The 22,936-nt window shown below is 62.1% G+C and carries 23 protein-coding genes, 1 tRNA gene and 2 pseudogenes; 5 read left to right on the top strand and 21 right to left on the bottom strand.

Annotated elements, in window-relative coordinates; all coding sequences use genetic code 11:
* Nucleotides 1-2 precede the first annotated feature (2 nt).
* The 3 genes from sS8_RS24800 to sS8_RS24790 are packed head-to-tail and all read left to right on the top strand — an operon-like array spanning nt 3 to nt 2,957.
* Nucleotides 3-1,094, top strand: a complete 1,092-nt coding sequence (locus sS8_RS24800) for an NADH:flavin oxidoreductase/NADH oxidase (protein WP_119632101.1) — start codon at nt 3-5, stop codon at nt 1,092-1,094.
* A gap of 41 nt (nt 1,095-1,135) precedes the next feature.
* The gene (locus sS8_RS24795) at nt 1,136-2,104 is read left to right on the top strand and encodes an aldo/keto reductase (protein WP_232020425.1); all 969 of its coding nucleotides are present in this window, start codon (nt 1,136-1,138) and stop codon (nt 2,102-2,104) included.
* A 7-nt stretch (nt 2,105-2,111) separates the two neighbouring features.
* The gene (locus tag sS8_RS24790) at nt 2,112-2,957 is read left to right on the top strand and encodes a carbon-nitrogen hydrolase family protein (RefSeq protein WP_119633000.1); all 846 of its coding nucleotides are present in this window, start codon (nt 2,112-2,114) and stop codon (nt 2,955-2,957) included.
* 175 nt (nt 2,958-3,132) lie between these two features.
* Here the strand turns inward: sS8_RS24790 and sS8_RS29685 are convergent, their stop codons facing one another.
* From sS8_RS29685 to sS8_RS24745, 10 genes and pseudogenes are all read right to left on the bottom strand, one after another.
* Nucleotides 3,133-3,459 (bottom strand): dienelactone hydrolase family protein, encoded by a 327-nt coding sequence (locus sS8_RS29685; RefSeq protein WP_197716630.1) that lies wholly within the window; start codon nt 3,457-3,459, stop codon nt 3,133-3,135.
* On the bottom strand, nt 3,356-3,997 hold the full coding sequence (locus sS8_RS24785; protein ID WP_197716629.1) for a dienelactone hydrolase family protein: 642 nt from the start codon (nt 3,995-3,997) through the stop codon (nt 3,356-3,358). The genes sS8_RS29685 and sS8_RS24785 overlap by 104 nt, the downstream gene beginning before the upstream one ends.
* Before the next feature lie 13 nt (nt 3,998-4,010).
* Nucleotides 4,011-4,823, bottom strand: a complete 813-nt coding sequence (locus sS8_RS24780) for an ABC transporter ATP-binding protein (RefSeq protein WP_119632100.1) — start codon at nt 4,821-4,823, stop codon at nt 4,011-4,013.
* A gap of 13 nt (nt 4,824-4,836) precedes the next feature.
* Nucleotides 4,837-5,664 (bottom strand): ABC transporter permease, encoded by an 828-nt coding sequence (locus sS8_RS24775; RefSeq protein WP_119632099.1) that lies wholly within the window; start codon nt 5,662-5,664, stop codon nt 4,837-4,839.
* A gap of 119 nt (nt 5,665-5,783) precedes the next feature.
* The gene (locus sS8_RS24770) at nt 5,784-7,874 is read right to left on the bottom strand and encodes an MFS transporter (RefSeq protein ID WP_145986675.1); all 2,091 of its coding nucleotides are present in this window, start codon (nt 7,872-7,874) and stop codon (nt 5,784-5,786) included.
* An 11-nt stretch (nt 7,875-7,885) separates the two neighbouring features.
* The gene (locus tag sS8_RS24765) at nt 7,886-8,977 is read right to left on the bottom strand and encodes an ABC transporter substrate-binding protein (protein WP_119632097.1); all 1,092 of its coding nucleotides are present in this window, start codon (nt 8,975-8,977) and stop codon (nt 7,886-7,888) included.
* A gap of 194 nt (nt 8,978-9,171) precedes the next feature.
* Nucleotides 9,172-10,248 carry an ABC transporter substrate-binding protein gene (locus sS8_RS24760; protein WP_119632096.1) on the bottom strand — a complete coding sequence of 359 codons (1,077 nt, stop codon included), beginning with the start codon at nt 10,246-10,248 and terminating at the stop codon, nt 9,172-9,174.
* Nucleotides 10,249-10,280: 32 nt separating this feature from the next.
* Nucleotides 10,281-11,816: a DUF3138 family protein gene (locus tag sS8_RS24755; RefSeq protein WP_119632095.1), complete on the bottom strand. Its 1,536-nt coding sequence runs from the start codon at nt 11,814-11,816 to the stop codon at nt 10,281-10,283.
* A gap of 64 nt (nt 11,817-11,880) precedes the next feature.
* Nucleotides 11,881-13,398: an amidohydrolase family protein gene (locus sS8_RS24750; RefSeq protein ID WP_119632094.1), complete on the bottom strand. Its 1,518-nt coding sequence runs from the start codon at nt 13,396-13,398 to the stop codon at nt 11,881-11,883.
* Between the two features lie 578 nt (nt 13,399-13,976).
* Nucleotides 13,977-14,372 (bottom strand): annotated as a pseudogene (locus tag sS8_RS24745) (transposase); the annotation flags it as partial.
* A 608-nt stretch (nt 14,373-14,980) separates the two neighbouring features.
* Between sS8_RS24745 and sS8_RS30105 the strand changes: the two are divergent.
* A pseudogene (locus sS8_RS30105) lies at nt 14,981-15,187 on the top strand (transposase); the annotation flags it as partial.
* 178 nt (nt 15,188-15,365) lie between these two features.
* Here the strand turns inward: sS8_RS30105 and selD are convergent.
* From selD to sS8_RS24720, 3 genes are read right to left on the bottom strand one after another with little or no spacing between them, the layout of a single operon-like run.
* The gene (gene selD / locus sS8_RS24730) at nt 15,366-16,409 is read right to left on the bottom strand and encodes a selenide, water dikinase SelD (protein WP_119632090.1); all 1,044 of its coding nucleotides are present in this window, start codon (nt 16,407-16,409) and stop codon (nt 15,366-15,368) included.
* 40 nt (nt 16,410-16,449) lie between these two features.
* Nucleotides 16,450-16,779: a hypothetical protein gene (locus sS8_RS24725; RefSeq protein ID WP_119632089.1), complete on the bottom strand. Its 330-nt coding sequence runs from the start codon at nt 16,777-16,779 to the stop codon at nt 16,450-16,452.
* Entirely contained in the window at nt 16,776-17,633 is an 858-nt protein-coding gene (locus sS8_RS24720; protein WP_119632088.1) for a phosphate/phosphite/phosphonate ABC transporter substrate-binding protein, read from the bottom strand. The genes sS8_RS24725 and sS8_RS24720 overlap by 4 nt, the downstream gene beginning before the upstream one ends.
* Here sS8_RS24720 and sS8_RS28370 point away from each other — a divergent pair.
* Entirely contained in the window at nt 17,614-17,922 is a 309-nt protein-coding gene (locus tag sS8_RS28370) for a hypothetical protein (RefSeq protein WP_170161252.1), read from the top strand. The genes sS8_RS24720 and sS8_RS28370 overlap by 20 nt on opposite strands.
* Before the next feature lie 214 nt (nt 17,923-18,136).
* On the opposite strand, the gene sS8_RS24710 is transcribed toward sS8_RS28370, so the two are convergent.
* From sS8_RS24710 to sS8_RS24670, 8 genes are all read right to left on the bottom strand, one after another.
* Nucleotides 18,137-18,232 (bottom strand) — tRNA-Sec (locus sS8_RS24710).
* 434 nt (nt 18,233-18,666) lie between these two features.
* Nucleotides 18,667-18,918: a DapH/DapD/GlmU-related protein gene (locus tag sS8_RS28830; protein WP_197716628.1), complete on the bottom strand. Its 252-nt coding sequence runs from the start codon at nt 18,916-18,918 to the stop codon at nt 18,667-18,669.
* On the bottom strand, nt 18,875-19,213 hold the full coding sequence (locus tag sS8_RS28825) for a maltose acetyltransferase domain-containing protein (protein WP_197716627.1): 339 nt from the start codon (nt 19,211-19,213) through the stop codon (nt 18,875-18,877). The genes sS8_RS28830 and sS8_RS28825 overlap by 44 nt, the downstream gene beginning before the upstream one ends.
* Nucleotides 19,214-19,283: 70 nt before the next feature.
* On the bottom strand, nt 19,284-19,709 hold the full coding sequence (locus tag sS8_RS24695; protein WP_119632085.1) for a VOC family protein: 426 nt from the start codon (nt 19,707-19,709) through the stop codon (nt 19,284-19,286).
* A 281-nt stretch (nt 19,710-19,990) separates the two neighbouring features.
* Nucleotides 19,991-21,502 carry an IS66 family transposase gene (gene tnpC, locus sS8_RS24685; protein ID WP_119630943.1) on the bottom strand — a complete coding sequence of 504 codons (1,512 nt, stop codon included), beginning with the start codon at nt 21,500-21,502 and terminating at the stop codon, nt 19,991-19,993.
* 58 nt (nt 21,503-21,560) lie between these two features.
* Nucleotides 21,561-21,902 carry an IS66 family insertion sequence element accessory protein TnpB gene (gene tnpB, locus sS8_RS24680; protein ID WP_119628541.1) on the bottom strand — a complete coding sequence of 114 codons (342 nt, stop codon included), beginning with the start codon at nt 21,900-21,902 and terminating at the stop codon, nt 21,561-21,563.
* Nucleotides 21,902-22,204 carry an IS66 family insertion sequence element accessory protein TnpA gene (gene tnpA / locus sS8_RS24675; protein ID WP_119627851.1) on the bottom strand — a complete coding sequence of 101 codons (303 nt, stop codon included), beginning with the start codon at nt 22,202-22,204 and terminating at the stop codon, nt 21,902-21,904. Before tnpA ends, tnpB begins: the two co-directional genes overlap by 1 nt.
* A 236-nt stretch (nt 22,205-22,440) precedes the next feature.
* The gene (locus sS8_RS24670) at nt 22,441-22,737 is read right to left on the bottom strand and encodes a hypothetical protein (protein WP_119632084.1); all 297 of its coding nucleotides are present in this window, start codon (nt 22,735-22,737) and stop codon (nt 22,441-22,443) included.
* Between the last annotated feature and the right edge of the window lie 199 nt (nt 22,738-22,936).

The raw sequence follows: 22,936 nt of genomic DNA, 5'->3' as shown, positions 1-22,936 counted from the left end.
CCATGGCGATTCCCGATCCGAAATCGGTCATCCAGCCCCGGCTGTTTTCCCGACTGACCCTGCGCGGCGTCGAATTCCGCAACCGTGTTTTCCTGTCGCCCATGTGCCAATACGCCGCCAGGGACGGTCATGCCAGCGACTGGCACCTGGTCCACTACGGCACACGAGCTGCAGCCGGGGTTGGTCTTGTGTTGCTGGAAGCCACCGCGGTCGCGCCCGAGGGCCGTATCAGCCCGGCCGATCTAGGGTTATGGTCGGACGATCACATTCCTTCCCTGCGTCGGCTGACGGACTTCATCCATGCCCAAGGCGCCGTGGCGGGCATACAGCTTGCTCACGCCGGCCGCAAAGCCTCTTGCGACGTGCCGGCCAACGGCGGAAAACCCTTGCCACCCGAGCGGGGCGGCTGGCCGATCTTCGGCGCGAGCGCCGTGCCCTTCTCGTCGGGTCATCCGACGCCGCGAGAATTGGACGAAGCGGCCCTGGCCGACATCGTCGGGAACTTCGCCAGGGCCGCCGAACGCGCGCTGGCCGCCGGATTCGAAGTGGTCGAGATCCATGCCGCCCACGGCTATTTGCTGCATTCTTTTCTCTCGCCTTTGAGCAACCGGCGAACCGATCTTTACGGCGGACGCTTCGAAAATCGGGTGCGATTCCCGCTGGAAGTGGTAGCGGCGGTTCGGGCTGCGTGGCCGGACCATCTGCCCTTGTTCGTTCGGATTTCCGCCACCGATTGGGCCGAGGGCGGCTGGGATTTGGACCAATCCATCCGCTTCGCCGACCGGCTTAAGGATTTCGGCGTGGACCTGGTGGACGCCTCTTCCGGCGGTCTGCTTCCGGACGCCGTTCCGCCGGCGGCGCCGGGTTATCAGGTGCCGTTCGCCCAGGCGATCCGCGCACGGACGGGCATCGCCACCGGCGCGGTCGGACTCATCACCGAGCCGCACCAGGCGGAAGCGGTGATTGCGTCGGGCAGCGCCGACGCCGTGCTCCTCGGCAGAGAACTGCTGCGCGACCCGCATTGGCCTTTGCACGCCGCGGCCGCCCTCGGCGAGGACGCCGACTGGCCGACCCCGTATTTCCGGGCGCGCTGATTGCTCCAACGCCTCTCGGTTTCTTACACGTCGCTATCGCCATGACCATCCAATACACCCGACTCGGCCGCACCGGCCTCAAGGTGAGCCGCCTGGCTCTCGGCACCATGAACTTCGGTCCCCAGACCGACGAAGCCGACAGCTTCGCCATTCTGGACCGGGCGCTGGAACTGGGTATCAATTTCATCGATACCGCCAACGTCTACGGCTGGAAACTCGGCGAAGGCGCCACCGAGCAAATCGTCGGCCGCTGGCTCGCCCAGGGCGGCGGCCGGCGAGAGAACATCGTGCTGGCGACCAAGGTCTACGGCCGCATGGGCGAAGGCCCCAACGATCAGCGCCTCTCCGCCTACCATATCCGGCGGGCGGTGGAGGACAGCCTGCGGCGTCTTCGGACCGATCGCATCGACCTTTACCAGATGCATCACATCGACCGCGACACGCCCTGGGAGGAAATCTGGCAAGCCTTCGAAATCCTGGTCCGGCAAGGCAAGGTGCTCTACGTCGGCAGCAGCAACTTTGCCGGCTGGCAACTCGCCCACGCCCAGGGCGTGGCGACGGCGCGGCATTTCCTCGGTCTGGTCTCCGAGCAAAGCCTCTACAACCTGGCGGAACGCACCGTCGAACTGGAGGTGATTCCCGCCGCCAAAGCCCTGGGGATCGGCATCATTCCATGGAGTCCCCTGGCGAGGGGCGCTTTGGCTGGCGGCGTCAGCAGCGGCCGGCGCGGTTCGGAAGAGACGCGGAATCTCGTGGAAAAGCATCGCGGCCGCATCGAACGTTATGAGCGGTTCAGCGCCGAATTGGGGGAAAAACCGGCTGACCTCGCCCTCGCCTGGCTGCTCCAAAATCCCGCCGTCACGGCTCCGATCATCGGCCCGCGCACCTCGGAGCAACTGGACGGCAGCCTCCGCGCCCTGGAGATCAAGCTGACGCCCGAGATACTCGATGCGCTCGACGACATCTGGCCCGGCCCCGGCGGCGAGGCGCCGGAAGCGTATGCCTGGTGAGAACGTCATGACACAAACGCTCGTCGCCGCCGTACAACTGACCTCCACCCCGGACGTAGCCTCCAACCTGGCTTCGATCGGATCTCTGATCGAACGGTCCGCCGACTCCGGCGCCCGGCTGGTAGTCCTCCCGGAGAACGTCGCCCTCATGGGCCGCAAGGAAACCGACAAGCTTGAAGCGGCGGAAAGCGATGGTAGCGGGCCGATCCAAGATTTTCTGGCGGAAGCCGCCGCGAAGAACCGAATATGGCTCGTGGGCGGCACGATCCCAATCCGGACGCCCTCCGGCAAGGTCTACGCCGCCAGCCCGGTTTACGACGACAGCGGGCGACGAGTGGCGCGATACGACAAGATTCACCTGTTCGACGTCGACGTACCCGGCAGCCGCGAGCAATACCGGGAATCCAACACCATCGAGCCGGGTAATACCCCGCTGGTGCTCGACACGCCGTTCGGCCGCCTCGGGGTCGCCGTTTGTTACGATCTGCGTTTCCCCGAATTGTTTCGGTATCTCGCCGCGCAAGGGCTCGATATCCTCGCCCTGCCCTCGGCGTTTACCGCCGCCACCGGCAAAGCGCACTGGGATGTCTTGGTGCGCGCCCGCGCCGTGGAGAATCTCTGCTATGTCGTCGCCGCGAACCAGGGCGGAACTCACCCGAACGGGCGCGAAACCTACGGCCACAGCATGGTGGTGGACCCCTGGGGCTCGGTGCTGGCCCAGCTGGACACAGAGCCTGGCGTTGTGCTTGCCGAAGTATCGCGGCGCCGAATCGAGGAGGTGCGGACGACGTTTCCGGCTTTGCGCCACCGTCGCATCGGAATCGATGGCGCATTTTCCGACAGCGCGGGCTGAGTCTTGCGTCTTCTGTAGGATGTGCTGAACGAAGTGAAACGCATCGTTCGCGATGGGACGCCGGGAATGGAGCGGCCTTGAACGATGCGCTTCGTTCCTCGGCGCATCCTACGGCCCTAACCTCGGGCATCGAGAACATCAACCGCACGCTTGGACGCTGTGTTCGTGTCACAGCTTACAGCCAGTGTGTCGGCTCACGCTTTAGAGATTCCTCCCCCTCTTTTTTACAGTAGCTGGGCCGATAATCGGCATAAAACGCGTGGGGAGCGTCGGGGTAAACCCGGATTTCGGACGCTCCTCCGGCATCCTTCAGCACCGCCCGCATGCGTTCCACCGTTTCGAGCGGAATCCCCTGGTCCTGGCCGCCGGAAAGTCCCAGCACCGGCGCCTTGAGTTCGCTAGCCACGTCGATCGGGAACTTCGGGGTGCGCTCGGTGCGCTCGCCGTCCAGGCGTCCATACCAGGCGACGGCCGGCCTTGAGCTTGGATTGATGGGCGGCATACAGCCAGACGATACGCCCACCCCAGCAAAAGCCGGTGATCCCGACCCGCTTCAGGTCGCCGCCGTTCTTGCCTGCCCAATCGACGGCGGCATCCAGGTCCGCTAGCACCTGGGCGTCCGAAACCTTCGATACCACCCGCTCGCGAATGGCCTCGATGCTCTCCAACTTGGACACATCGCCCTGCCGGAAGTACAGCTCCGGCGCGACTGCGAGGTAGCCTAGTTTAGCGAGGCGGCGGGTGATGTCCTTGATGTGTTCGTGGACGCCGAAAATTTCGTGCACCACCAGAACTACCGGATGCCTGCCGGGCCCTTGTGGCGCCGAGCGGTACGCCGGCAGAACGCCGTCTTTGGTCGGGATTTCGACAGCGCCGGACACCAGTCCGACGCTGTCGGTATGAATCACGGTCTGCGCCGTCACAGGCCGCACCGCCAGCGCGAAACCGGCGCTCAACAATCCGGCGATGAAGCCGCGGCGGCTCAATAGCCGTTCGCGCAAGACGTCGGCCGGCTCGCCAATCAGCATTGTCTCCGCCATGGTCCGCTCCTTCTCAGTAGGCCACCCCGCCATTCACCGCCTTGAGCGCCGGCTTGCCGGCATGGGGTGTGAATCCGCTGATTTCCCGCAGCACTTCGTCCTTGAGCCGCACGAATTCCCGATCGGCTCGGTCGCGGGGATGATCCAGGTGGATGGGCACGATGCGCTTGATGCGGCCGGGCCGGGCATCCATCACCACCACGCGGTCGGATAGGAAAACCGCCTCCTCCACATCATGTGTGACCATGATCATGGTGATTTTTTCCCGGTGCCAGATCCGGTGCAATTCGCTCTGCAAGTAAATCTTGGTCAGGGCGTCGAGGGCACCGAAGGGTTCGTCCAGCAGCAGGATTTCCGGCGTGTTGACCAGGCCGCGGGCGATGGCGGCCCGCTGCGCCATGCCGCCGGAAAGCTGATGGGGATACGCCTGTTCGAAACCGGTCAGACCGACCAGATCGATGTGCTCTTGAATCAGCTTGCGCCGCTCGGCCGCGTCCAGGTCGGAGTTCAACAGCCCGAGTCCGACATTCTCCCGAACCGTGAGCCAAGGAAACAACCGATGCTCCTGGAACACGATTCCTCGGTGCAGGCTCGGACCCGCGACTCGTTCGCCGTCATGAAAGATGTCGCCCTGATAGTCGGTTTCAAGGCCGACGATCAGGCGCAGCAGAGTGGATTTGCCGCAACCGCTCGAGCCCACGATAGCGACGAATTCCCCTGGCGCCACCTCCAGATTGATGTTCTCAAGGACACCGAGATTGCGTCCGCCCTTGACCTTGTATTGCTTAGAAACCTTGCGAATGGCCAGTGTGCCGACTTTCGACATGTGCGCGCTCCGTTCAGACGAAAGAAGACCGCCAGCGCAGCAGACGGCCGCGAGCCAGGCGGAGACTCAGACTGATACCCGCTCCCACCAGTCCGGACAGGATGACGCCGACGAAGACGACATCCATTTCCAGGGATTCCTGGGCGCTCTCCATCATCGACCCGAGGCCCCCGGTGGCGTTCATCAGGTATTCCGCACCGATGGTGGCCAGCCAGGCATAAAAAAAGCCGAGTTCCAGGCCATTCAGGATCGCCGGGGTGGCGGACGGCAGCACGACGCTGCGGATCAGCCGATAGGGCGAGAACATCAGCACCCGCGAGACCTCGATCAGATTTTTCGGCACGCCGCGAATGCCTTCGTAGGTATTGACCACTACAGGAAAGAACACCACCAGGGCGATGAACGCGATCTTGGCGGAATCGCCGAGCCCGAACCACACGGAAATCAGCGGAATCCAAGCGAAAGGCGCGATCTGCCGGAAGGCCTGCAGCGTGGGTCCGAGCACACGGTCCAGAATGCCGGAGAGCCCGATCGCCAGGCCGACGGACAAACCGATCACGGAGCCGACGGCCCAACCGCCGATCATGCGGATCAGACTGAGTTTCAGGTTCTGAACGAGCAAGCCTTCATGGAAGGAACGAGCGAAGCCCTCAAATATCAGCGAGGGGGAAGACAGCAGGACCGGATTGATCCAGCGGAAATGAGCGGCGATCTCCCACATCCCGATCAGCGCCAGAGGAATCAGCCATCCCCGGTAGCCGGCGACGATCGAGGACAGGGTCGGCCGTTTGACAAACCAACGTTTGGGAAGACTCAGGATTTCCGTGCTTAAGGCAGACATTGTGCGACCTCCTTAAATGTTGAAGAAAAACGTTCCGGCTCACGCCCCTTCCGGAGCGGGTTGCCCGGTTTACGCCCATGCGCCGGGCATTTGCCTTGGCGATATGGGACAGAGACGTCTCATCGTGCGACCGAAGGCCGCCACCGGGTCAGGTACCGCTCGATCAGCCGCAGCAGCTGATCGAGGATCAGCCCGACCGCGCCGATCACCAGGATCGTGGCCAGCACCACGTCCAGCTGGAAAAGCTGCCGGCCCATGACCATCAGGAACCCGATCCCTTCCGATGAAGCCATGAGCTCGACCGCTACCATGGCCTTCCAGGCATGGCTCAGGGACAAGCTGATGCCCGAGAAGATGGGCGGGATGGCGGCCGGAATGACGACCTTCCGCAACAGCTGCCGGCGGCTGAAACGAAACACCCGGGCCACTTCCACATAGCCCTTGGGAACCCCGCGAACGCCTTCCAGCGCGTTCAGGGTCACCGGAACCACGCAGCCGATGGCGATGACCACCACCTTGAGCGCTTCGTCTATGCCCAGCAAAACGATGAGGAGAGGTATCCAGCCGAGTATCGGCACGCTGGCGAGAGCCTTGAAGATCGGGCCGAGATAAGCCTCGACGGTGCGCGACAGGCCTATGGCGAACCCCAGAACCAAACCGATCCCGCCGCCCAGGGCGAACCCCTGGAACACCCGGCTTAGGCTGATGCCCAGATTGGTCGCGATTTCGCCGCTGGAAAAAAGGTCGGTCAGAGTGGCCCAAACAATCGCCGGCGGCGGCAGAATTTGCGGAGACGTCCAACCGTAATGCGCCGAAAGCTGCCAAAGCAACAAAAGAGCGGCGGGAAACAGCACGTAAACGGACAGTCCGAGCACACGGCCGAACACCGACGCCAGCGCGGATACCGTCCAAGCGAGAGCGCGAGAGGTTAGCCCGTGTTTCTCACGATAAAGGGTGAAGATCGCAATGATGGTCATAGCCGTCATAAGCCCCATGAAAATGTGTTGAAGAGGAATCCACTGGCTCGCGAAGCCCCCGCCCAGCGTACCGAGCATTCCCCCGAGCGGGCCGGATAGCGTGGAAGCGCCCGCGACGGTCCCGCGCCCCAGCTTTTCGCTGACAGCGGCCAACCGGACCATGTTGGCGATGCCAAGCATTCCGAGACCGATACCCAGGAAAGCTCCCCCGATCTGAACATGCAGCAGCTCTCGTCCGGTCCCCAGCAATAGGAGCCCCAGGATCGCGCTACCGAAGCTGAATCCGTAAAAAAGCTCCCGCCCGAGTCTGCACAACAAACCATCCAGCAAGAACAGCGCGCTCATGAAGCTGAATCCCTGGATCGCAATGAGGTGCGTGGCCGCTTCCCTGGACACGTGGAACTGCTCGAGCGCCAGCACCATGATGAACACTGTGTAAAACATCAGGGCGGCATGGGATGCCAGATCGATCAGGCTGGTCTCGAGGATCTCCGGATGTCTGAAAATCTTTCCCAGCTGACGCAATATCGGCCCGGATTCTTCCGCGGTTCGCCGTCGGCGAGCCTCGCAACGGCCACTCAAAACCCCCGGAGCCAGCATGATCGGCAGGAGGAATACCAGGGCGATGACCCAATAGGTCCGCTCGTAGCCGATCCAGCTCACCAGGTACCCGCCCAGCATGGGCCCCAGAACGAAGGCGCCGCCCAATTGAGCCCCCCGCAGCCAACCCGCCTTTCGACCACCGGCGGCGACCAGGTAATGGAAGAACTCGCTTTGGGTGGATACGAAGCGCATGGGCATGAAAAAGCTCGCCGCGGCCGTGGCCGCCAGCAGCCACCAGGGGGAATCGGTCCCGGCTACCGCCGCATGAATGGCCGCGGCGGCGAGGCTCCCGACCACGAACAATGCGCGTGGTCCGTAATGGCCGACGGCGAGACCTATGGGAATGCTAACCAGGGCGATCATCAACGGCTGCGCACCGGTGATCAGGCCGATTTCCCCTTTGCCGGCGCCCAGGGCGAGCGCGTACAGCGGCGTCGCCGCCTTAACCATCCCGATCGCTAGCCCGCCGAGCGCCACCAGCAACAGGAACCGGATCAATCGGCCTTCCGACTGGAGCCGGACGCCGGCATGGGCCGGCCCCCGCCCTGTCCTGAACGAGGCCGGGCCGACCGCCTCGGCCGCCGGACTCACCGGTAATGTAACCCGCTTGCGTCTCGTGTTCGCTGCCACTGTCGTCGCGCTCAATTGGCGGCCTGGAGCGAAGCGCCTTCGGTCTGCCACGCTTCCGCTCTTTCAGGCTGCCAGTGGTTTTCCAGGTTGAGTTCCTTGAGCGCGGCCTCCAGAAAGCTCCGGTCGAACCATCGCTCGAGGTCGATATCGCGTTTCAACAGACCGAAACGCTTGGCGTCGGCGATGGATTTCCGATAGCTGGCCACGAACCATTCGTCGAGAAGCGGCGACTGCCGGACATGGAAATCCTGCCCGGCGTTGTCCTGCTCCCAATAGCGGTAAGGGAAACCGGACTTGGCCCATAACTGATACACCTGGTTACGGTTCTTCTGGTCTTCGGTCCAGAGCGCCGCTTTCAACAGGGTCTTGACGACTCGCTTGACGATGTCCGGATACTTCGCGGCAAATTCTTCGGTAACCGTCACGCCGGTCGAGCAGCCGTACTTGCCGCCGTTGTCCTCCTTGGCACTGTAGACGATCTTGGCGAGACCGCGGTCGCGCACCGAAAACAGGTTATTGCCGCCGAAGGCCAGTTCCACGTCCTTGGTCGCGAGAGCCGCGGTGGAGGTGGCGGTGTCCATGCTGTAGACCTTAAGATCCTTCTCGCTGAGGCCGTTGGCTTCCAGGGCGCGGCCGGCGGACAGCTGGGTGCAGGTACCCTTGAAGATCGACACCTTGCGGCCGGCGATGTCCTTGACCGACTGGGCACTGGAATCCTCGGTGGCCGCCAGATAGAAATTGGCTCGGCGTCCCGCGGCCAGGATGAACTTGGTGGGCAGGCCGTTGGCCTTGCCGATGATCTGGGGCAAGTCGCCTTGGTAGGCAAAATCCAGCAGGTTGTTGGTATAGGCTTCGTTGACGCCGGGGCCGGCGGTTTTGAAGAAATGCCAGCGTACCTGAATGCCGTCGGCCTTGAACTCTTCTTCCAGCATCCCCTTCGAATGGGCTGTGGCGATCCAGCTCCCGCCGACCTGCGGCCGTCCGCCGTTGCCGACGCTGGCCACGCCGAAATTGATGACGCTGGGCTTGCCCTCGGCAAAGACGGCGCCGTGTAGGGTGATGGCGGACAATGCCGCCAGTTTGAATAGCTTCGTGACTCTCATTGCACACTCCAAATGGCGTTCAAAATATCTCGGTCAATCAAGGTTTCATTGATATTCGGCGTTTCCGCGCCGTTTGCCGGGAGCGCTGTAGGTCGGCAATGCTTTCCCGACACAGTCGTCGGCAAAGCATTGCCGACCTGCGACTCGCATCCGGCACCACGCCGGAACGCTCGTACTCGATCCGGCCTGCAAACTCACTCCTTCAACTTCCCGTCGGCATCCTCGGGTATCCAAAAATCCTGTAAATTCAGTTCGGTCAGGGCCGCATCCAGATAGCTCCGGTCGATCCATCGGTCGAAATCGATCCGGCCGCGCACCAGTCCGAACTTCCGCGCGTCCTCCAGGGCTACGCGGTAGCGGTTCAGCTGAAAATCGTCGATCAGCGGAGAGAGTTTCCGTTTCAGATCCTGGGTATCCCATTCCTCTTTGTAATGCGCGAAAGGCACGCCGGATTTCGCCCAGATTTCGTAAAGCTCGTCGCGATTCGCTGGATCGGCGGCCCAGTGCGCGGCTCGGACGATGGTCTTGACCACCCGCCGGGTGATGTCCGGGTATTTGTTCGCGAACGCCTCGGTTACGGTGAAGCCAGTGGAACAGCCGTATTTGCCGTCGTCCTCACTCCCCGAGTAAATGATCTTGGCGAGTCCCTGGTCACGTAGCGAGAACAGGTTGAATGCCCCGAAGGCCAACTCCAGATCGCCGCTGCCGAGGGCGGAGGCGGCAGACAGGCCGTCCATGTTGTAGACTCTGAGGTCTCTTTCCCGGAGCCCATGGGCATCCAGGAGCCTCGCGATCGACAGCTGCGGACACGTGCCCTTGTGGATGGCGACGCTGCGGCCCTTGATGTCCGCTATGCTCGCGGCGGCGGAATCCGGCCTTGCCGCGAGATAGAAGTGCTGGCGCCGCCCGCCGCCCAGGATGTACTTGACCTTGAGCCCGCTGTACCGGCCGATGAGTTGGGGTAGATCGCCCTGCCAGGCGAAGTCCAGCGCACCGTTCGAATAGGCTTCGTTGACGCCGGGTCCCGCGGTCTTGAAAAAATGCCAGTTGACCTTGATCTCTTCGGCCTTGAATTCCTCCTCCAGCCATCCTTTCGCATGCGCCACCGAAGCCACCGAACCTCCCACGAAGGGCCGTCCGCCGAGACCGATGGATGCGACCCCGAAGTTGATCTCCTCCGGCACATCCGCCCCTGCCGTCGCCGCCCAGCCGAAGACGAGGACATTCGCCAGCCCAATCAAGCGTTTCAAAGCCGTGACCGCCGTTCTCATCGGATCCTCCCAGTGCTATATCCACTCAACCCTCAAAAACCGAACTGAATCTGCGCCAGGAACTGGTCGTTCCTTTCAATGTTCGAGTCCTCCAGGATTTGGTGGTAGTAGTTCAACTGGAGCTTGGTGGTTTCCGCGAAGAAGATGTTGATGCCGGGCGTGAGATACTGGATCTTGTCGTTGGCATTGCGGATGTCCGGATCCCAGCTGTCCCAGCGGAAAAACACCTGGTAGCTCTTGGGCCACCAGTCGTCGTAGCGGCCTTGCGAGCGGTAGCTCTTCACGAACTGAGCCCCGAAGTTATAGAAAAGCGTGGTGGTAAAGGCCTCGCCCTTGCGTATGTAATGTTCGGGCGACTTGGTCTTGAACGGTGAAATGCCTGGGTAAACCTCGTCCCAAGACCGAACCCACTCGAAGGTCAGACCGATCGGATTGTGGTTGTAGGAAAAATCGAGACCGACCCGGTTCTTTTCGCCTTCGTCGAGCAGCGTGGTCGCCGTCGCCGTCCTCGAGGCATCGGTGTAGTAGGTTTCCCTGACGTTCTGGGTGCCGAAATAGAACGATCCGCCGATCTTGATCTCCCGCAGCCAGGAGTTGTAATCCACCGGCGCGGTGAATCCCAGGTGGCCGATGAAATCCTTCGCGCTATTGTCGTCGCTACGGTTGGCGCCATTGCCGTTGACCACGCCGATGGCGTATTCGACGATGGGCGCGCGGTAGTTGGAGCCCCAGTCGACCTGCGGGAACAGGTCGCCGCGGGCGATGAAGCCAATCTGCCGCGCGGCGAGGCCGGTACCCGGGATGCTGACGCTGCGGCCGTCCTTGGTCGTGAGGGGAATGCTCGCGCCGGTGAACAGCGCGTTCTGGATCAGAGGCTTCAAATCCTCGGTCGCGTTGACTTCCAGACCGAAGGGCAAGAGCTGCTGGCCCAGCGTCAGTCTCAACCTCGATTCCTCCAGGTTGATGGTGGGAAGAACGTCGTAACTGACCTGGGCGTCCAGCAGGTTGGCCGAGGCCACACCGGTCTGCGGCGAAGCGCCGAAGCTGACCCGGTATAAGAGGTTACGGCCTTCTTCGTAATCCCGGTACAGATTGCCGGAAAAGGAAATCAGCGCCGCGCCGATATCGAACGAGTTGTCCCTTCGTACCACGTCGCCGCCGGAAAATTTTGCTTCATTCCACCCGTAGCGGCCCTGAACAGTACCGCCGATCGTCAGGGCGCGGGTGCTCAAGGCGGTGTGGGTTTCCCGCTCGCGCTGCCACTGCCATTTGAAGTTTTCAAGGTCCGTCGTCAGACCCTGAATGTCTTCCTGTGTCGCCGGTACCTCGCCTTCCACCGGAGCCGCCGCGGCGGCCGCGGACTCGGCTTGCTCTACCCTGGCTTGCAGCGCCTCCATTGTCTTCTGAAGCTGCTCGATCTGTTTTTTCAGGTCGGTAATTTCCGCGGCGTTCGTGACCGCCGCGGCGGTGCCGGGCACCAGCCCCGCCGCAAGAACGACCCCGGCATATCGCGCCGACCTCCGGAAGAACTGCCGTCCTCCCGAGTTTGCAAGCTGTGGGTATGTCATATTCCCGTTCTCTGTATGCGAGTGCGTGACCGGCCGCCCCCCCGACGGCCGGCCCAAACCCCGGCTACGCGGCCCGTTTCACCTTCTTCACGCCGCCGTCGAAGGCGGTTCCCTTGAAGAAGTCCGGATTGGTCCCGGCGTAAAAGTTATAGGGATGGGTGTACACCAGATCACGGAAATCCTGTTCCGACAGCGCTCCGTTCTGTACCAGGCGATAGGTGTCGGCCAGCACTTCGGTCAGGTCGGGAACGTCCCAATGGCCGCTGTCGGAAGCCCAGAAGGCGTTCAACCTCGCCCCCAGAGCCTTTTCGTTGAAAGCGAAGGCCACTGTGGGATCGTCCGCTTCCGCGCCGAAATAGAAGTTGGGAACGAAACGGGCGGCGATGTCTTCCACTTTCTCGATGCCCGCAGCCGCGAAGTCATCGAGCCGGTCCGGATCTTGGGCGCGGAAATTGTTTGCCCGGCCGAGAGCGCCGCCGATCAGTGCGTCGCCGTCCACCAGAGACTTGCCGCGCAGCACGTCGCTCCCGTATCGCTCGAACAGTTCCGCCAGCAACGCCTTGTCCACGCTGGCCGGGTTGTAGTTCTCTATGGCGCGGCCGTTACGCTTTTCCCAATGGCCCACCAGATCGGCGAACAGGTTCGCGGCCCAGGCCGCGCCCCCTTCGAGGAGTCCGACGCGTAGATCCGGGAAACGTCGGGTGACGCCGCCGAAGAACAAAGCCTTGGCCAAGGCGTGTGAGGCGTCGGCGAAATGGCCGATATGGTTGTACATGTAGTTGGAGATAGAGCGGCGAGCGGTCCAGCCCATACCGGCGGAATGGGTGGTCAGGACCACTTTGAGCTCGACCGCCTTGGCCCAGAACGGGTCGTAATCGTGCTCGCTGTCGAGTCCGTAGGTATCCACCCAGAAACCGTTCTGCGCGACATCCGGATGCTGGTCGCGGGGATATTTGTCGGCCAGCGCCTTGATCGGACGGTTGACATATCCCGGGATCAAAGCGGCCTTGAGGCCGAGCTCCTTCACCGCGTACTCCAGCTCCGCTATGCCCTCCTCTGGAGTGTGCAGCGGAATCGCCGCCACCGGCGTCAGACGGTCGGAATAGTTGCGGAACAGATCGGCATTGAAGCGGTTCACCGCGCGAACCACGATCCGGCGCAGGTCCGGGTTGCCGATATGCGGCGCGAAGGTCGCGATGTTCGGATAGAGCACGGCGAAATCGATGCCCGCCTCCTGAATCCGCTCGTGGAGCAATGCGGGCAGGCTGACGGTGGCGAGGTCCAGGGTATTCTTGGTCGGCAGTGCCCACCACGGCGGACGGGTGCTACGCTTGGCGCGGCGCTCGTCCCAGCTCTGGTCGTACCAGGCATTGCCGAGATAGCCGAAACCGCGTGCGATGGCGGCCCGGAACTGCTCCACCGAGGCCGCGCCGCCCTCCTCGGCGATGTATTCTTCCAGTAGCGGCGTGTATTCGATGGTATGTACATCGGTATCGATCACCGGGTGGTCCAGTTGTTCGCGAATCGCCCAGGACGGGGACTGCTTTTTCTGATAGGCGCTATACGATGGAGAGTTGCTCATCGAAGGATTCTCCTTGTCATCTGCTAGGGTTTATGAATCCCGCGTTTTCCGCGGGCGCAACCCCTAGGAGCAGGATCGATGCCAACTCGTATCCGATTGATTGTTAGCTTTTTTTAGCCTCACCCCGAACATGATTGCCCGATCAACAACATGAACTGCTGTCGGCATGTTTCCGTCGCAGCAGCCTGATAGACGGCGCAAGCCATCTCGCTTCTCAAGCCTGAAACGGCACATCATCGCCGCGTCGTCCGGCAACGTCGGCCAGCCGCCGGCCCGGTCCGGCGGGCTGCCGGGCAAGCTCGAAAGCGTCTGTCGGGAGCCCCGAACGGCCGATGGCCCGCACTGCGAGCACGGGGCAGTAAGCGTCGGCATGGGAACCTGTTTCCGACAACGGCTATCTAGCGAAGTCTCGGCCTTGGTGTCGTGCCAATAGTGTTCGGCTTATTTTTTGCTTAAGGTGGCTTTGTGACGCATGCGCTCCAAATAGGCGATCATCTCCTCCTCGGTCGCCCAACCGCTCAGGTAATGGCACACCATTTCATAGGTGGCCTTAGTCGGGGCGTGGCCGATCCAGAGACTCAGCAGCAAACTGGCGATGATGTGGCGGCATACACCTGGAACGTAACGCCGTTGGCGGTCTGGCTGAGCAGATGCCGACAGCTCAACACGCACTTCAACCAACGAAAGAACAATTCCACGGTCCAGCGGCAGCGATAGGCCACGGCAATCAACTCGGCATCCAGGTCCAGGCGGTTGGTTACCAGAATGAGGGGCTCGACCGTGCCGTCGATGCGGCGGCGGCCGGTGCTGACCCGGACCAGCCGGAACGGCTGCGGCAAGAGTCGCGTGTGATGCGGTGTGCCCAGACGGCGCAGGTCCACATCGCGGATGACCCCTGCCGCCCGATCGGTGTCGGTGAGGGGGCGCTCCCGGCGCACCTCGTACGCGACGTTCTCCTGGCCCCGGCCGACAAAACTGCACGCATGGCCACCAACGGCGGCAGCGCTTCCGGTCCGGCGCGAGACGTTGGGGCCGGCACCCGGCCGGCGAGAGAGGCGATGACCTGTTCCAGCAAGGCGGCATCGAACACCTGTTGGGCTTCGCTGAGCGAGCCCAGCGCGGTGCGGTGAATCCCGAGGCGCTGGACTTTGGCCAAGTCCGTCGTGCGTTGCAGCCCGCGCAAGCTGGTCATCGTGGGATTGAAAAAGTACAACAGCAGCAACAAGGCATACGGGTCGTAAAACAGATTCCGATTCCCCGCCCGTCCGCTATCGGTTCCGAGGGGCGCTTCCCCACGCAGATCCGGACGAACGGCGACAGCAAGCCCAGCAGCGAGAGATACCGCAAGGTTCGCACCCAAGTACCGGCCCGGGAGGTTGAATCGCAAATGGGTCTCAATCGGATTTGAAAAACGCCGAGTTGATTTCGAACCAGGCAGGTTGGTGCCAAAACAACGATTTCTCCCGATCGGCTCTCGCAGAAATCCGGACCTTCTCGCCACGAGCAAAGATCCCAGGCGCGGAACGCTCCGGCGTGATCGAAGCCAATTTCCAGGGCGGAGCGATCAGCTCCCATGAAGTTTGCCGGCCTCGCTTATACGCTGATGCAGCGCCTGCGCGAGATCGCCCTGGCCGGTACCGAGCCGGCGTGGGCAAGCGCCGCCACGATACGGGCGAAACTGCTCGAGATCGGCGCGTCGGTAGTGCGCAATACGCGCCGCGTCCGCATCCTGCTGGCCTCGCACCATCCCCAGCGTGAGACCTTCCTCACCGCAGTCCGCATCCTGGCGGACTGCCCCGGCCCGAGTGCTGTCCCCGGCACACTGATAAACCATGGGCGGTTGGGGGAACTGCGCCTTGAATTCAGGAAGCAGTACCATAACCCAACCAACAAAGTCCCGCATCGCCACTTTCGACAAACCTATACCACCCATTTGCCCTCAGATGCGGAATGATGAAATACGCGGGTCAGTCCACTACCCGCACCACGCAAGTTCCTTCCCGCATCCGCCCTATTTGCCCGGCATAGCCGAAGCCCTGTTGGTGAAACAAGGCCATGACTTCGGCGGCGCTGCCCGGCTCGCAGGCGACCAATAAGCCGCCGCTGGTCTGAGGGTCGCAGAGCAGCTTGCGTTGCCACTCGGACAAGCCTTCCCCGATCTCGACCGACGGCCCGTAACTGTCCCAGTTGCGATTCGCGGCGCCGGTGGCATAGCCCCGGCCCGCCAAATCCGCGGCCACGTCGATGAGGGGAATGTCGCGAAATGCAATATCGGCGCCCAGGTTCGATCCCCGGCAGATTTCCAGCAGATGCCCCAAAAGACCGAAGCCGGTGACATCGGTCATGGCATGAACGCCGTCCAGTTCCCCCAGCGTCGAGCCCACGCTGTTCAGGCGGGTGGTGTGCTCGATCATCCGGGCATAGCCCGCGTCATCCAGTTCGCCCTTTTTCAAGGCCGCGCTCAAAATGCCCACGCCCAGCGGTTTCCCAAGAATCAGCACGTCGCCCGGCCGCGCCCGGTCGTTGCGCTTCACCTTGTCCGGATGGACCAGCCCGAGTGCGACCAGCCCGTAGATGGGCTCGGGCGCATCGATGGAATGGCCGCCGGCCAGGGGGATGCCCGCGGCTTCGCAAACCGAGGCGCCTCCGGCCAATATCCGGCGGACGGTCGACACCGGGAGTTTATCCACCGGCATGCCGACCACGGCCAGGGCCATGATCGGCTTGCCGCCCATGGCGTAAACATCCGACAGCGCATTGGTCGCGGCGATGCGGCCGAAATCATGGGGGTCGTCGACGATGGGCATGAAGAAGTCGGTGGTGGCGACGATGGCCTGCTGCTCGTTGAGCCGGTAGACCGCCGCGTCGTCGCTGCTGTCGGTGCCGACCAAGAGGTTGGGAAACCGGCTCGGCAGGGGCAGCTCCGCCAAAATCCGCGAGAGTACGGCGGGAGCGATCTTGCAGCCGCAGCCTCCGCCGTGGGAAAGCGTGGTCAATCGAATTTCGGTCATGGATAACTCCGCGGAGCATGATGAAACATGAAGCGCCGTCCTACATGAAATTCCGCGTGTGCAGACTGGCCAATCGCGCCGCTTCGGCCTCGTCGAAGCCGAGTCTGCAAAGCCGCAGGCGCCGGCCCTCGGCCATGTCGGATTTCAGCATCCGCACCCTTTCGAAGCCGGCGGCGATCGCAGCGGGCGACCACTCCCCCGCCGCCAGCAGCACCAGGGCATCGAATACCTCTTCGTTGGCACCATGCGGCAGCGTGGGCGCGAGACTCCGGCGCCTCGGAGACGACGCGGAGGGTTGCGCCGACGGGCAGGCCCGCCAGGGCCTGCTTGACGAGCAGATACGCTCCCCGGTCGAAGCCCAGCGCTTCAATATCGATAGTCGGCGGCGAGGATGCGTCCATCGGCCGCATAAAAACCTTGTTCGTCCACCGCTCGCTCGAGCAGGGCGTAACCCGTGACGCGTCCCGGCAACCATTGCCTGAGCCCTTCCAGTTCCAGCAAGGGGCGCACCGTCGGATCATCCCAGGACATGGCCAGCAGCAGTTCCACGAAGCGGTCGACCCGCGGCGTGGGCACGCCGGGACTGACGGTGAAGTTGCAATGATCGTAGGCGCCGGTCTGCGCCAGGATGCGGGTGCCGCCGGCCGGGAGGGTGCCCTCGCCGGTGAACGCGAGATGATTGCCGTCGATCATGCAGGCCGCATCGATTTCGCCGCGCATCAGCGCCATGGCGGCATCCCGCTCCCCGCCGATATGATCGCCGTGTTTGCCGCCGAGCCGGTCAAAGCGACGGGCGGTGAAATCCCGTCCGGCCTGCAAGCCGTGACCGCTCAGGTGTTCGAGGGGAATCAGCGTCGCCTGGGGCGAGTCGACGGCGCCGAAGCCGACGGTCTTGCCCCTGAGATCGGCCAGAGCTTCGATGCCGGCATCGGCACGGACCACGATCAGAGAGGTCAGGTCTCGATCGGTGTCGCGCATGGCCACGGCCGAAACGGCAACGCCGCGCGCCTTGGCCATGCGCTCGGCCCGCACCCAGGCCAGCGGCGAGTTCCACGCCAGATGGATGGCGCCCTCGAATTGCGCCTCGACCTGGCGTTCGTAGTTGGAATAAAGGGCGTAATCGAAGGTCAGCCCCCTTTCGGCGAAATACGCCTTGAAGCCCTCCCAGATCGTCACCACCTTGGGCGCGTAGGCGACCGCGCCCATGATCAATGTTTCGGCCATAGGATTTCCCTCAGAACAGCGGCAGGCCGCACGCGGCCTTGCCGATAAAGTCGAACAGCAGGTCGGATGTCGGCGCCATCCCCGAGGCCGCGCGGGCGTCGCGAAGGGTACAATGGTGTCCATCATGATGGCGAAGCCGTCGCCGCCACCGCCGAATTCCAGCACGCTGATCAGGCCGAGCAGTCCGGCTTCGCCCAAGGCTTCGAGCCGCGGGACGCGGGAACTGGGCTTCGCGGTCCACCACTTCGGCGGCGGGCTCGACGATGGATTCGACGATCGTTTCGAGTGATTCGAATATCTTCATGGGCAGACCTGCTACATGAAAAGGGGACGACCATTGTCACACGAACCATGCTTTCCCGCAGCATGCTTACAAGTCAGGCCATCCGCAGGTGCATCCTCGATGCAATGCTCGTGGTTCGCGTTCAAGACCGGCATATCCGTCGGGGGGATTCTACGCACGCGCGCCGGCACGATTCCCGGCAACCGAGAGCCGGCCGAAATGGCGGAAGAGAACGGGAGTCGAACCCGCCCGAGACCGTCTCACGGCCTCAACCGGTTTTGAAGACCGGCCGCCCCACCGGGGACGATGCTCTTCCGGCAAAGGCAAGCATTTTACCGAAAGTATTCGTCGATCGCCCCTGCCGGGACAATCCTATGTGGCGGGAAAATGAAGCGGATTCCGGCTCGAATGCGTTTTGGCGCCGTGGGCCTGAATGGTCGTGGTCAGCTCACGGCTGCCGTCAGGCATTTTCAAATTATGAATTCCGGGGCAACTTCGATGGTGTTGGCCAGCCCTGAATAGCGGCTTTGTAGGATGCGGTGAGGAACGAACCGCATCGTTCGCAATTGATGCCTGTCCTGAGCCCAGTCGAAGGGCCTGTCCTGAGCTTGGTCGAAGGGCGGTTCCTATCGTCGCCGCATCCTACAGCCCTGGAAAGCCTCTTTTGGTCTAAACGTTTGAAATGAGCGGCCTCGCGCGGCTTTTCGCGCGAGGCCGCTCGATTGATGGGTTGGGCGTCATTTGTTTCACTCAGTCTCCAATCGAAGGAATGACTCTCGCCGGATTTCCTCCGACAAGTGTATTCGGAGGAACATCCTTTGTGACTACGGAACCCGCGGCTACGACAGAGTTTTCGCCTATCGTCACTCCGCCGATGACCGTTGCGCCGGCTGCTATCCAGACGTTTCTTTCAATCACAATGGGCTTTGCGACTACGAAAGCGCGACGTTTAGAAGGCTCAATGGGATGACCAGATTTGCACTGAGGGACCAAAGAGCACATTGCTGCCGATGGTCACCGCCGCGACATCGAGCACCACGCAATTGAAGTTGAAGAAAACTTTGGTGCCCAAGACGATGTTCGTGCCGAAGCCGCAGAAAAAAGGCGGCTGAACCCAGGCATCCGCCTCCTTTCCAAAGAGTTCGGCAAGCCGATGCTGCCTCTCCTGCTTCTGGTCCTCGCGCGTAGCATTGAGCAGCAGGCAGAGGTCACGGCAACGGTCACGCTCCCTGCATAGTTGCGGGTCTAGCGGATCGTAAAGCTCGCCTGCGCGCCTCTTCTCTTTTTCACTTTTCATGAAAAATCGGCCTCCGGCCCAACGCTTGAGTTAAGGCGTACCGCGAAGCGGCATCGGCTTGAATGAACTATTAGGCGCTGCCATTGCGAAGCCTGATGTGCGATTCCGTTGGCTGAAGAAGATCCCACATGTTGCCGTAGAGATCGAGAAACACGGCGACCGTCCCGTACGGCTCATGCTTTGGTTCACGCACGAACACGACGCCCTTTGATCGATAGGATTCATAGTCGCGCCAGAAGTCATCCGTGTAGAGGAAGAGGAACACCCGACCACCTGTTTGGCCGCCAATGCGGCTTTCCTGGTCTGGGCTTGAGGCGCGCGCGAGCAGGAGCTGGCATTCTGCTGCGCCAGGTGGGGAGACGACAACCCATCGCTTGGATTGCTCAGGTACGAACGTATCTTCAACGAGTCTGAAACCGAGAGTACCGACGAAGAAGTCGATGGCTTCATCGTAATCACGAACAACGAGGGCAACGAGGCCGAGCGATTGCTTCACTAAGATCTCCGACTGTGGTGGGTAAAGCGCCTGACGTTTAAGCTCACCCGAGTGCTACAACGGGCGAAGTCCTCCCCGATGCTGGGGGCCATCACCATGCTCCCGGCGCTCAGTCCCACGTAAACCGTATGGCGCTGTGACGGCAAGAGGCTTGCCCGGTAGGTCGAGCAGCGCATTATAGATGCTCGTGGTCTTGATGCCGGCCGAGGTAAGAAGATACGTAAGCGTTCGGCGGTACCCGGACTTGTGGTCGCAGTGGCGAACGGTTAAGTGGTCGCTTGTTACGCCCCGGGCAGCTTGCAGTTGTGAGGAAGCAGGCTGTCGATGTCCTTCTGCTTGGTGGAAGGCAGGCGGTTGAGGACATCCTTCAGATAGGCCTCCGGATTGATGCCCAGCTCCTTGCAGGTCTGGATCAGGCTGAAGACGGTGGCGGCGACCTGGCCGCCCTTGGGCGAGCCGAGGAACAGCCAGTTCTTGCGGTCGATGGTCAGCGGGCGGATGGCCCGTTCGCTCCGGTTGTTGTCGATCTCCAGGCGACCGTCTTCGGTATAGCGCTCCAGCGCCGGCCAGTTCTTGAGGGCATAGCCGATGGCCTGGGCAGTGGGGGTCTTGGGCGCCAGCTGGCGCAGCCGGTCTTCGAGCCAGGCCTTGAACTCGGCCAGGATCGGCCGCGCCTGTTCCTGCCGTAGCTTTCGGGTGCCTTCGGCGTCGAGTTGCTGTTCCTTGGCCTCCCGTTCGATGGCGTAGAGCCGGCCGATGTACTCCAAGGCCTCATGGGCGCTGATGCGCTTGCCGTTCTCGGTCTGTCGGGCAATCTCGAAGAACTTGCGGCGCGCATGCGCCCAGCACGCCACTTCCAGGACCTTGCCTGCGGCGAAGATCTGGTCGTAACCGGCATAGGCGTCCGCCTGCAGGTAGCCGCTGTAGCCTTCCAGTTTGGCCTTGGGATGCTTGCCCGCCCGGGTTTCGGTGTGGTCATAGACGACGATGGGCGGCGAGTGGCCGGCGTATACCCAAAACCGGGTTTCCCGCGTCTTGCCGCGGTCCTGCACCGCCACAGTGGTGTCGTCCGAGAAGATCACCGGCTGTTGCTTGAGCAACGCCAGCATCCGCTCGACCAAGGGCTGCAGCTGCCAGCCGCTCTGGATGACCCAGTCGCACAACGTGGTGCGGGCAATGGGGACACCCTGGTGGGCAAAGATTTGCTCGATGCGGTACAGCGGCAGGTGATAGCCGTATTTGGCCATCAGCAGATGTGCCAGAAGACCCGGCAGAGGGATGCCCTGCTCGATGATTTGCGGCGGGGCCGGTACCGTGGTCAACTGCCCTTGGCACTTCGCGCAGGCGCACTTTTCCCGCCGCGTTTCCACGACCTTCAGTTGCGCCGGGACGTAATCCAAGCGTTCGGAGCTTTCGTAGCCGATCACCGGCCGTTCCTCACCGCAGGCAGGACACTGCCGGTCTTGTGCCGACAACGGCAATACCACGATCTCTCGCGGCAGATGCGCCGGCAGTGCGGTGCGCTTCGGTTGATTCTTGGCGGGCGATTGCACCACCACCGTCTTGAACGCCACCGGACTGGCGACGGGGGCGTCCTCGGGCACCTCATCCCACAGCGGCAGTTGGTCGATGTCGGGGAGGGTCGCCAGTCGCTCGGAACGGGCGCCGAACAGCAGCTTCTTCAGCTGCGCCAGGTCGAATTCCAGCCGTTCGATGCGCGCCTCGCGCTGGGCCAGGGTGGCCTTTAGAGTACGATTTTCTTCGGCGAGAGCGGCGGCATTCATGGCTGCCATTATACCCGGTGGACCACCCGAAAGCCCAGCTCTGATGCGGGTTTCAGGCACTTTCGACTCAGCCGACCCGACCCGCGCGAACCGCGCGGAAACGGGCCACCGTCAGGTCCACGCCTTCCAGCAACAGCAGCAGGTCCGAGCGCGAAATCGTCCCCTGAACCGGCTTGCGGAAGCGGCCTTTCTCCAGCCGCTTGTAGGCCAGCCAGAAACCGTGACGATCCCACCACAACAGCTTCACCTTGTCCCGGCCCCGGTTGAAAAACACGAACACCGCACCCGATAACGGCGAATACCCCAGACTGCTCTCCACCGCCAGCGCCAAACCATCGATGGACTTGCGCAAATCGACCGGCTCGGCCACCACATACACCGCCGCCGCACTCAGAATCGTCGCCAGCATCACGAGACCAATGCGGCCACCACCTGCTTCAACAACCCGGCATCGAACCCCGGTTTCACCTCGATGCGAACCCCGCCCACCGACAACCACAGACCACCGACTGCTGTCTCACCGCCATCTACCCGCATCAACGTCAGTGGCGCCACCACCGCTGGCTGCGCTACGCGTCGACGCCAGTAGATGAACGCCGCATAGCTGACCGCCTCGCGCGCACACCAAGCGCGCACCGACAACCCACTCCCTGCCTGTTGCTCCAGCAGGACTCGCCAATGCATCTCTCGTTCTTGTTTCGTCATCGCCATCTCCTCCTCTTCGGGAATATGGCGATACTGTGACTCAGGCGCTAATCGGTGGGAATTATGCGGACAGCCGGACGCTTACGAAGATACTTCACTGAAACTCTCCTTGCAGTTACCGAGAGCGTCCTTTGAGCAGGAACGCGATAGGCTGCCTTCCAACGTTCAAGGTGAGGGGCGTGGAGTGAGCGGGCGAAGCCCGCCTGGCGGAGCGTCCCTCTCGACCGCGATGTTGGACAGTTTCATTGCCAAAAACGTAGCAACCATGCGGCGATCGCCACTAATACAAGGACTATTGAAATCCCTTTTTCCTTCTTGCTTTCAGAAGTGAAGACGATTCCTAGTTGTGCCGCGACGATGACGATCAAAAGCAGGAGTGTGAATATCGTTCTATCCGCAAAGCCATCATCAGCCGGTAATGTCGAAATAGATGGCTCCATTTCTTGCATCCATGTGTATTTATTGCTAGGCATAGCAATAAATACAAGAAATCCACATGCAAACAGTAGGTGCGCAAAAACTCCTGCCGTCACTTTCATTGGATATCCCGATTATTTGAGAAGACTAGTAAATCGGGGCCGGAATTTAACAATGAAATCCCCATATAGCTCGGAACCTTCGGCAACGAGAGAGCCGGACGGACCCCAGCGCCCGTATCGCACCCGACCGGGTGAAACGGCCTTGGCGGTTCGAACCGTAGCCAGCGTTGGAGGTCGCCATTTGTCGGTGACCTTTCAG

The sequence above is a fragment of the Methylocaldum marinum genome, from assembly GCF_003584645.1.
Classification (GTDB): Bacteria; Pseudomonadota; Gammaproteobacteria; order Methylococcales; family Methylococcaceae; genus Methylocaldum; species Methylocaldum marinum.
This window is presented reverse-complemented; position numbering and strand designations above follow the sequence as displayed.

Bases quoted from the DNA above. Each gene is read 5' to 3' on its own strand.
- sS8_RS29685 (WP_197716630.1), bottom strand. From the start codon at position 3,459: ATGCCGCCCATCAATCCAAGCTCAAGGCCGGCCGTCGCCTGGTATGGA.
- tnpC (WP_119630943.1), bottom strand. From the start codon at position 21,502: ATGGCAGCCATGAATGCCGCCGCTCTCGCCGAAGAAAATCGTACTCTA.
- sS8_RS24795 (WP_232020425.1), top strand. From the start codon at position 1,136: ATGACCATCCAATACACCCGACTCGGCCGCACCGGCCTCAAGGTGAGC.
- sS8_RS24800 (WP_119632101.1), top strand. From the start codon at position 3: ATGGCGATTCCCGATCCGAAATCGGTCATCCAGCCCCGGCTGTTTTCC.
- selD (WP_119632090.1), bottom strand. From the start codon at position 16,409: ATGACCGAAATTCGATTGACCACGCTTTCCCACGGCGGAGGCTGCGGC.
- tnpA (WP_119627851.1), bottom strand. From the start codon at position 22,204: ATGGCGATGACGAAACAAGAACGAGAGATGCATTGGCGAGTCCTGCTG.
- sS8_RS24775 (WP_119632099.1), bottom strand. From the start codon at position 5,664: ATGTCTGCCTTAAGCACGGAAATCCTGAGTCTTCCCAAACGTTGGTTT.
- sS8_RS24670 (WP_119632084.1), bottom strand. From the start codon at position 22,737: ATGAAAGTGACGGCAGGAGTTTTTGCGCACCTACTGTTTGCATGTGGA.
- sS8_RS28830 (WP_197716628.1), bottom strand. From the start codon at position 18,918: ATGTGCTCTTTGGTCCCTCAGTGCAAATCTGGTCATCCCATTGAGCCT.
- sS8_RS24790 (WP_119633000.1), top strand. From the start codon at position 2,112: ATGACACAAACGCTCGTCGCCGCCGTACAACTGACCTCCACCCCGGAC.
- sS8_RS24785 (WP_197716629.1), bottom strand. From the start codon at position 3,997: ATGGCGGAGACAATGCTGATTGGCGAGCCGGCCGACGTCTTGCGCGAA.
- sS8_RS24780 (WP_119632100.1), bottom strand. From the start codon at position 4,823: ATGTCGAAAGTCGGCACACTGGCCATTCGCAAGGTTTCTAAGCAATAC.
- sS8_RS24720 (WP_119632088.1), bottom strand. From the start codon at position 17,633: ATGGCCGAAACATTGATCATGGGCGCGGTCGCCTACGCGCCCAAGGTG.
- tnpB (WP_119628541.1), bottom strand. From the start codon at position 21,902: ATGCTGGCGACGATTCTGAGTGCGGCGGCGGTGTATGTGGTGGCCGAG.
- sS8_RS28825 (WP_197716627.1), bottom strand. From the start codon at position 19,213: ATGAAAAGTGAAAAAGAGAAGAGGCGCGCAGGCGAGCTTTACGATCCG.
- sS8_RS28370 (WP_170161252.1), top strand. From the start codon at position 17,614: ATGATCAATGTTTCGGCCATAGGATTTCCCTCAGAACAGCGGCAGGCC.
- sS8_RS24755 (WP_119632095.1), bottom strand. From the start codon at position 11,816: ATGACATACCCACAGCTTGCAAACTCGGGAGGACGGCAGTTCTTCCGG.
- sS8_RS24765 (WP_119632097.1), bottom strand. From the start codon at position 8,977: ATGAGAGTCACGAAGCTATTCAAACTGGCGGCATTGTCCGCCATCACC.
- sS8_RS24750 (WP_119632094.1), bottom strand. From the start codon at position 13,398: ATGAGCAACTCTCCATCGTATAGCGCCTATCAGAAAAAGCAGTCCCCG.
- sS8_RS24760 (WP_119632096.1), bottom strand. From the start codon at position 10,248: ATGAGAACGGCGGTCACGGCTTTGAAACGCTTGATTGGGCTGGCGAAT.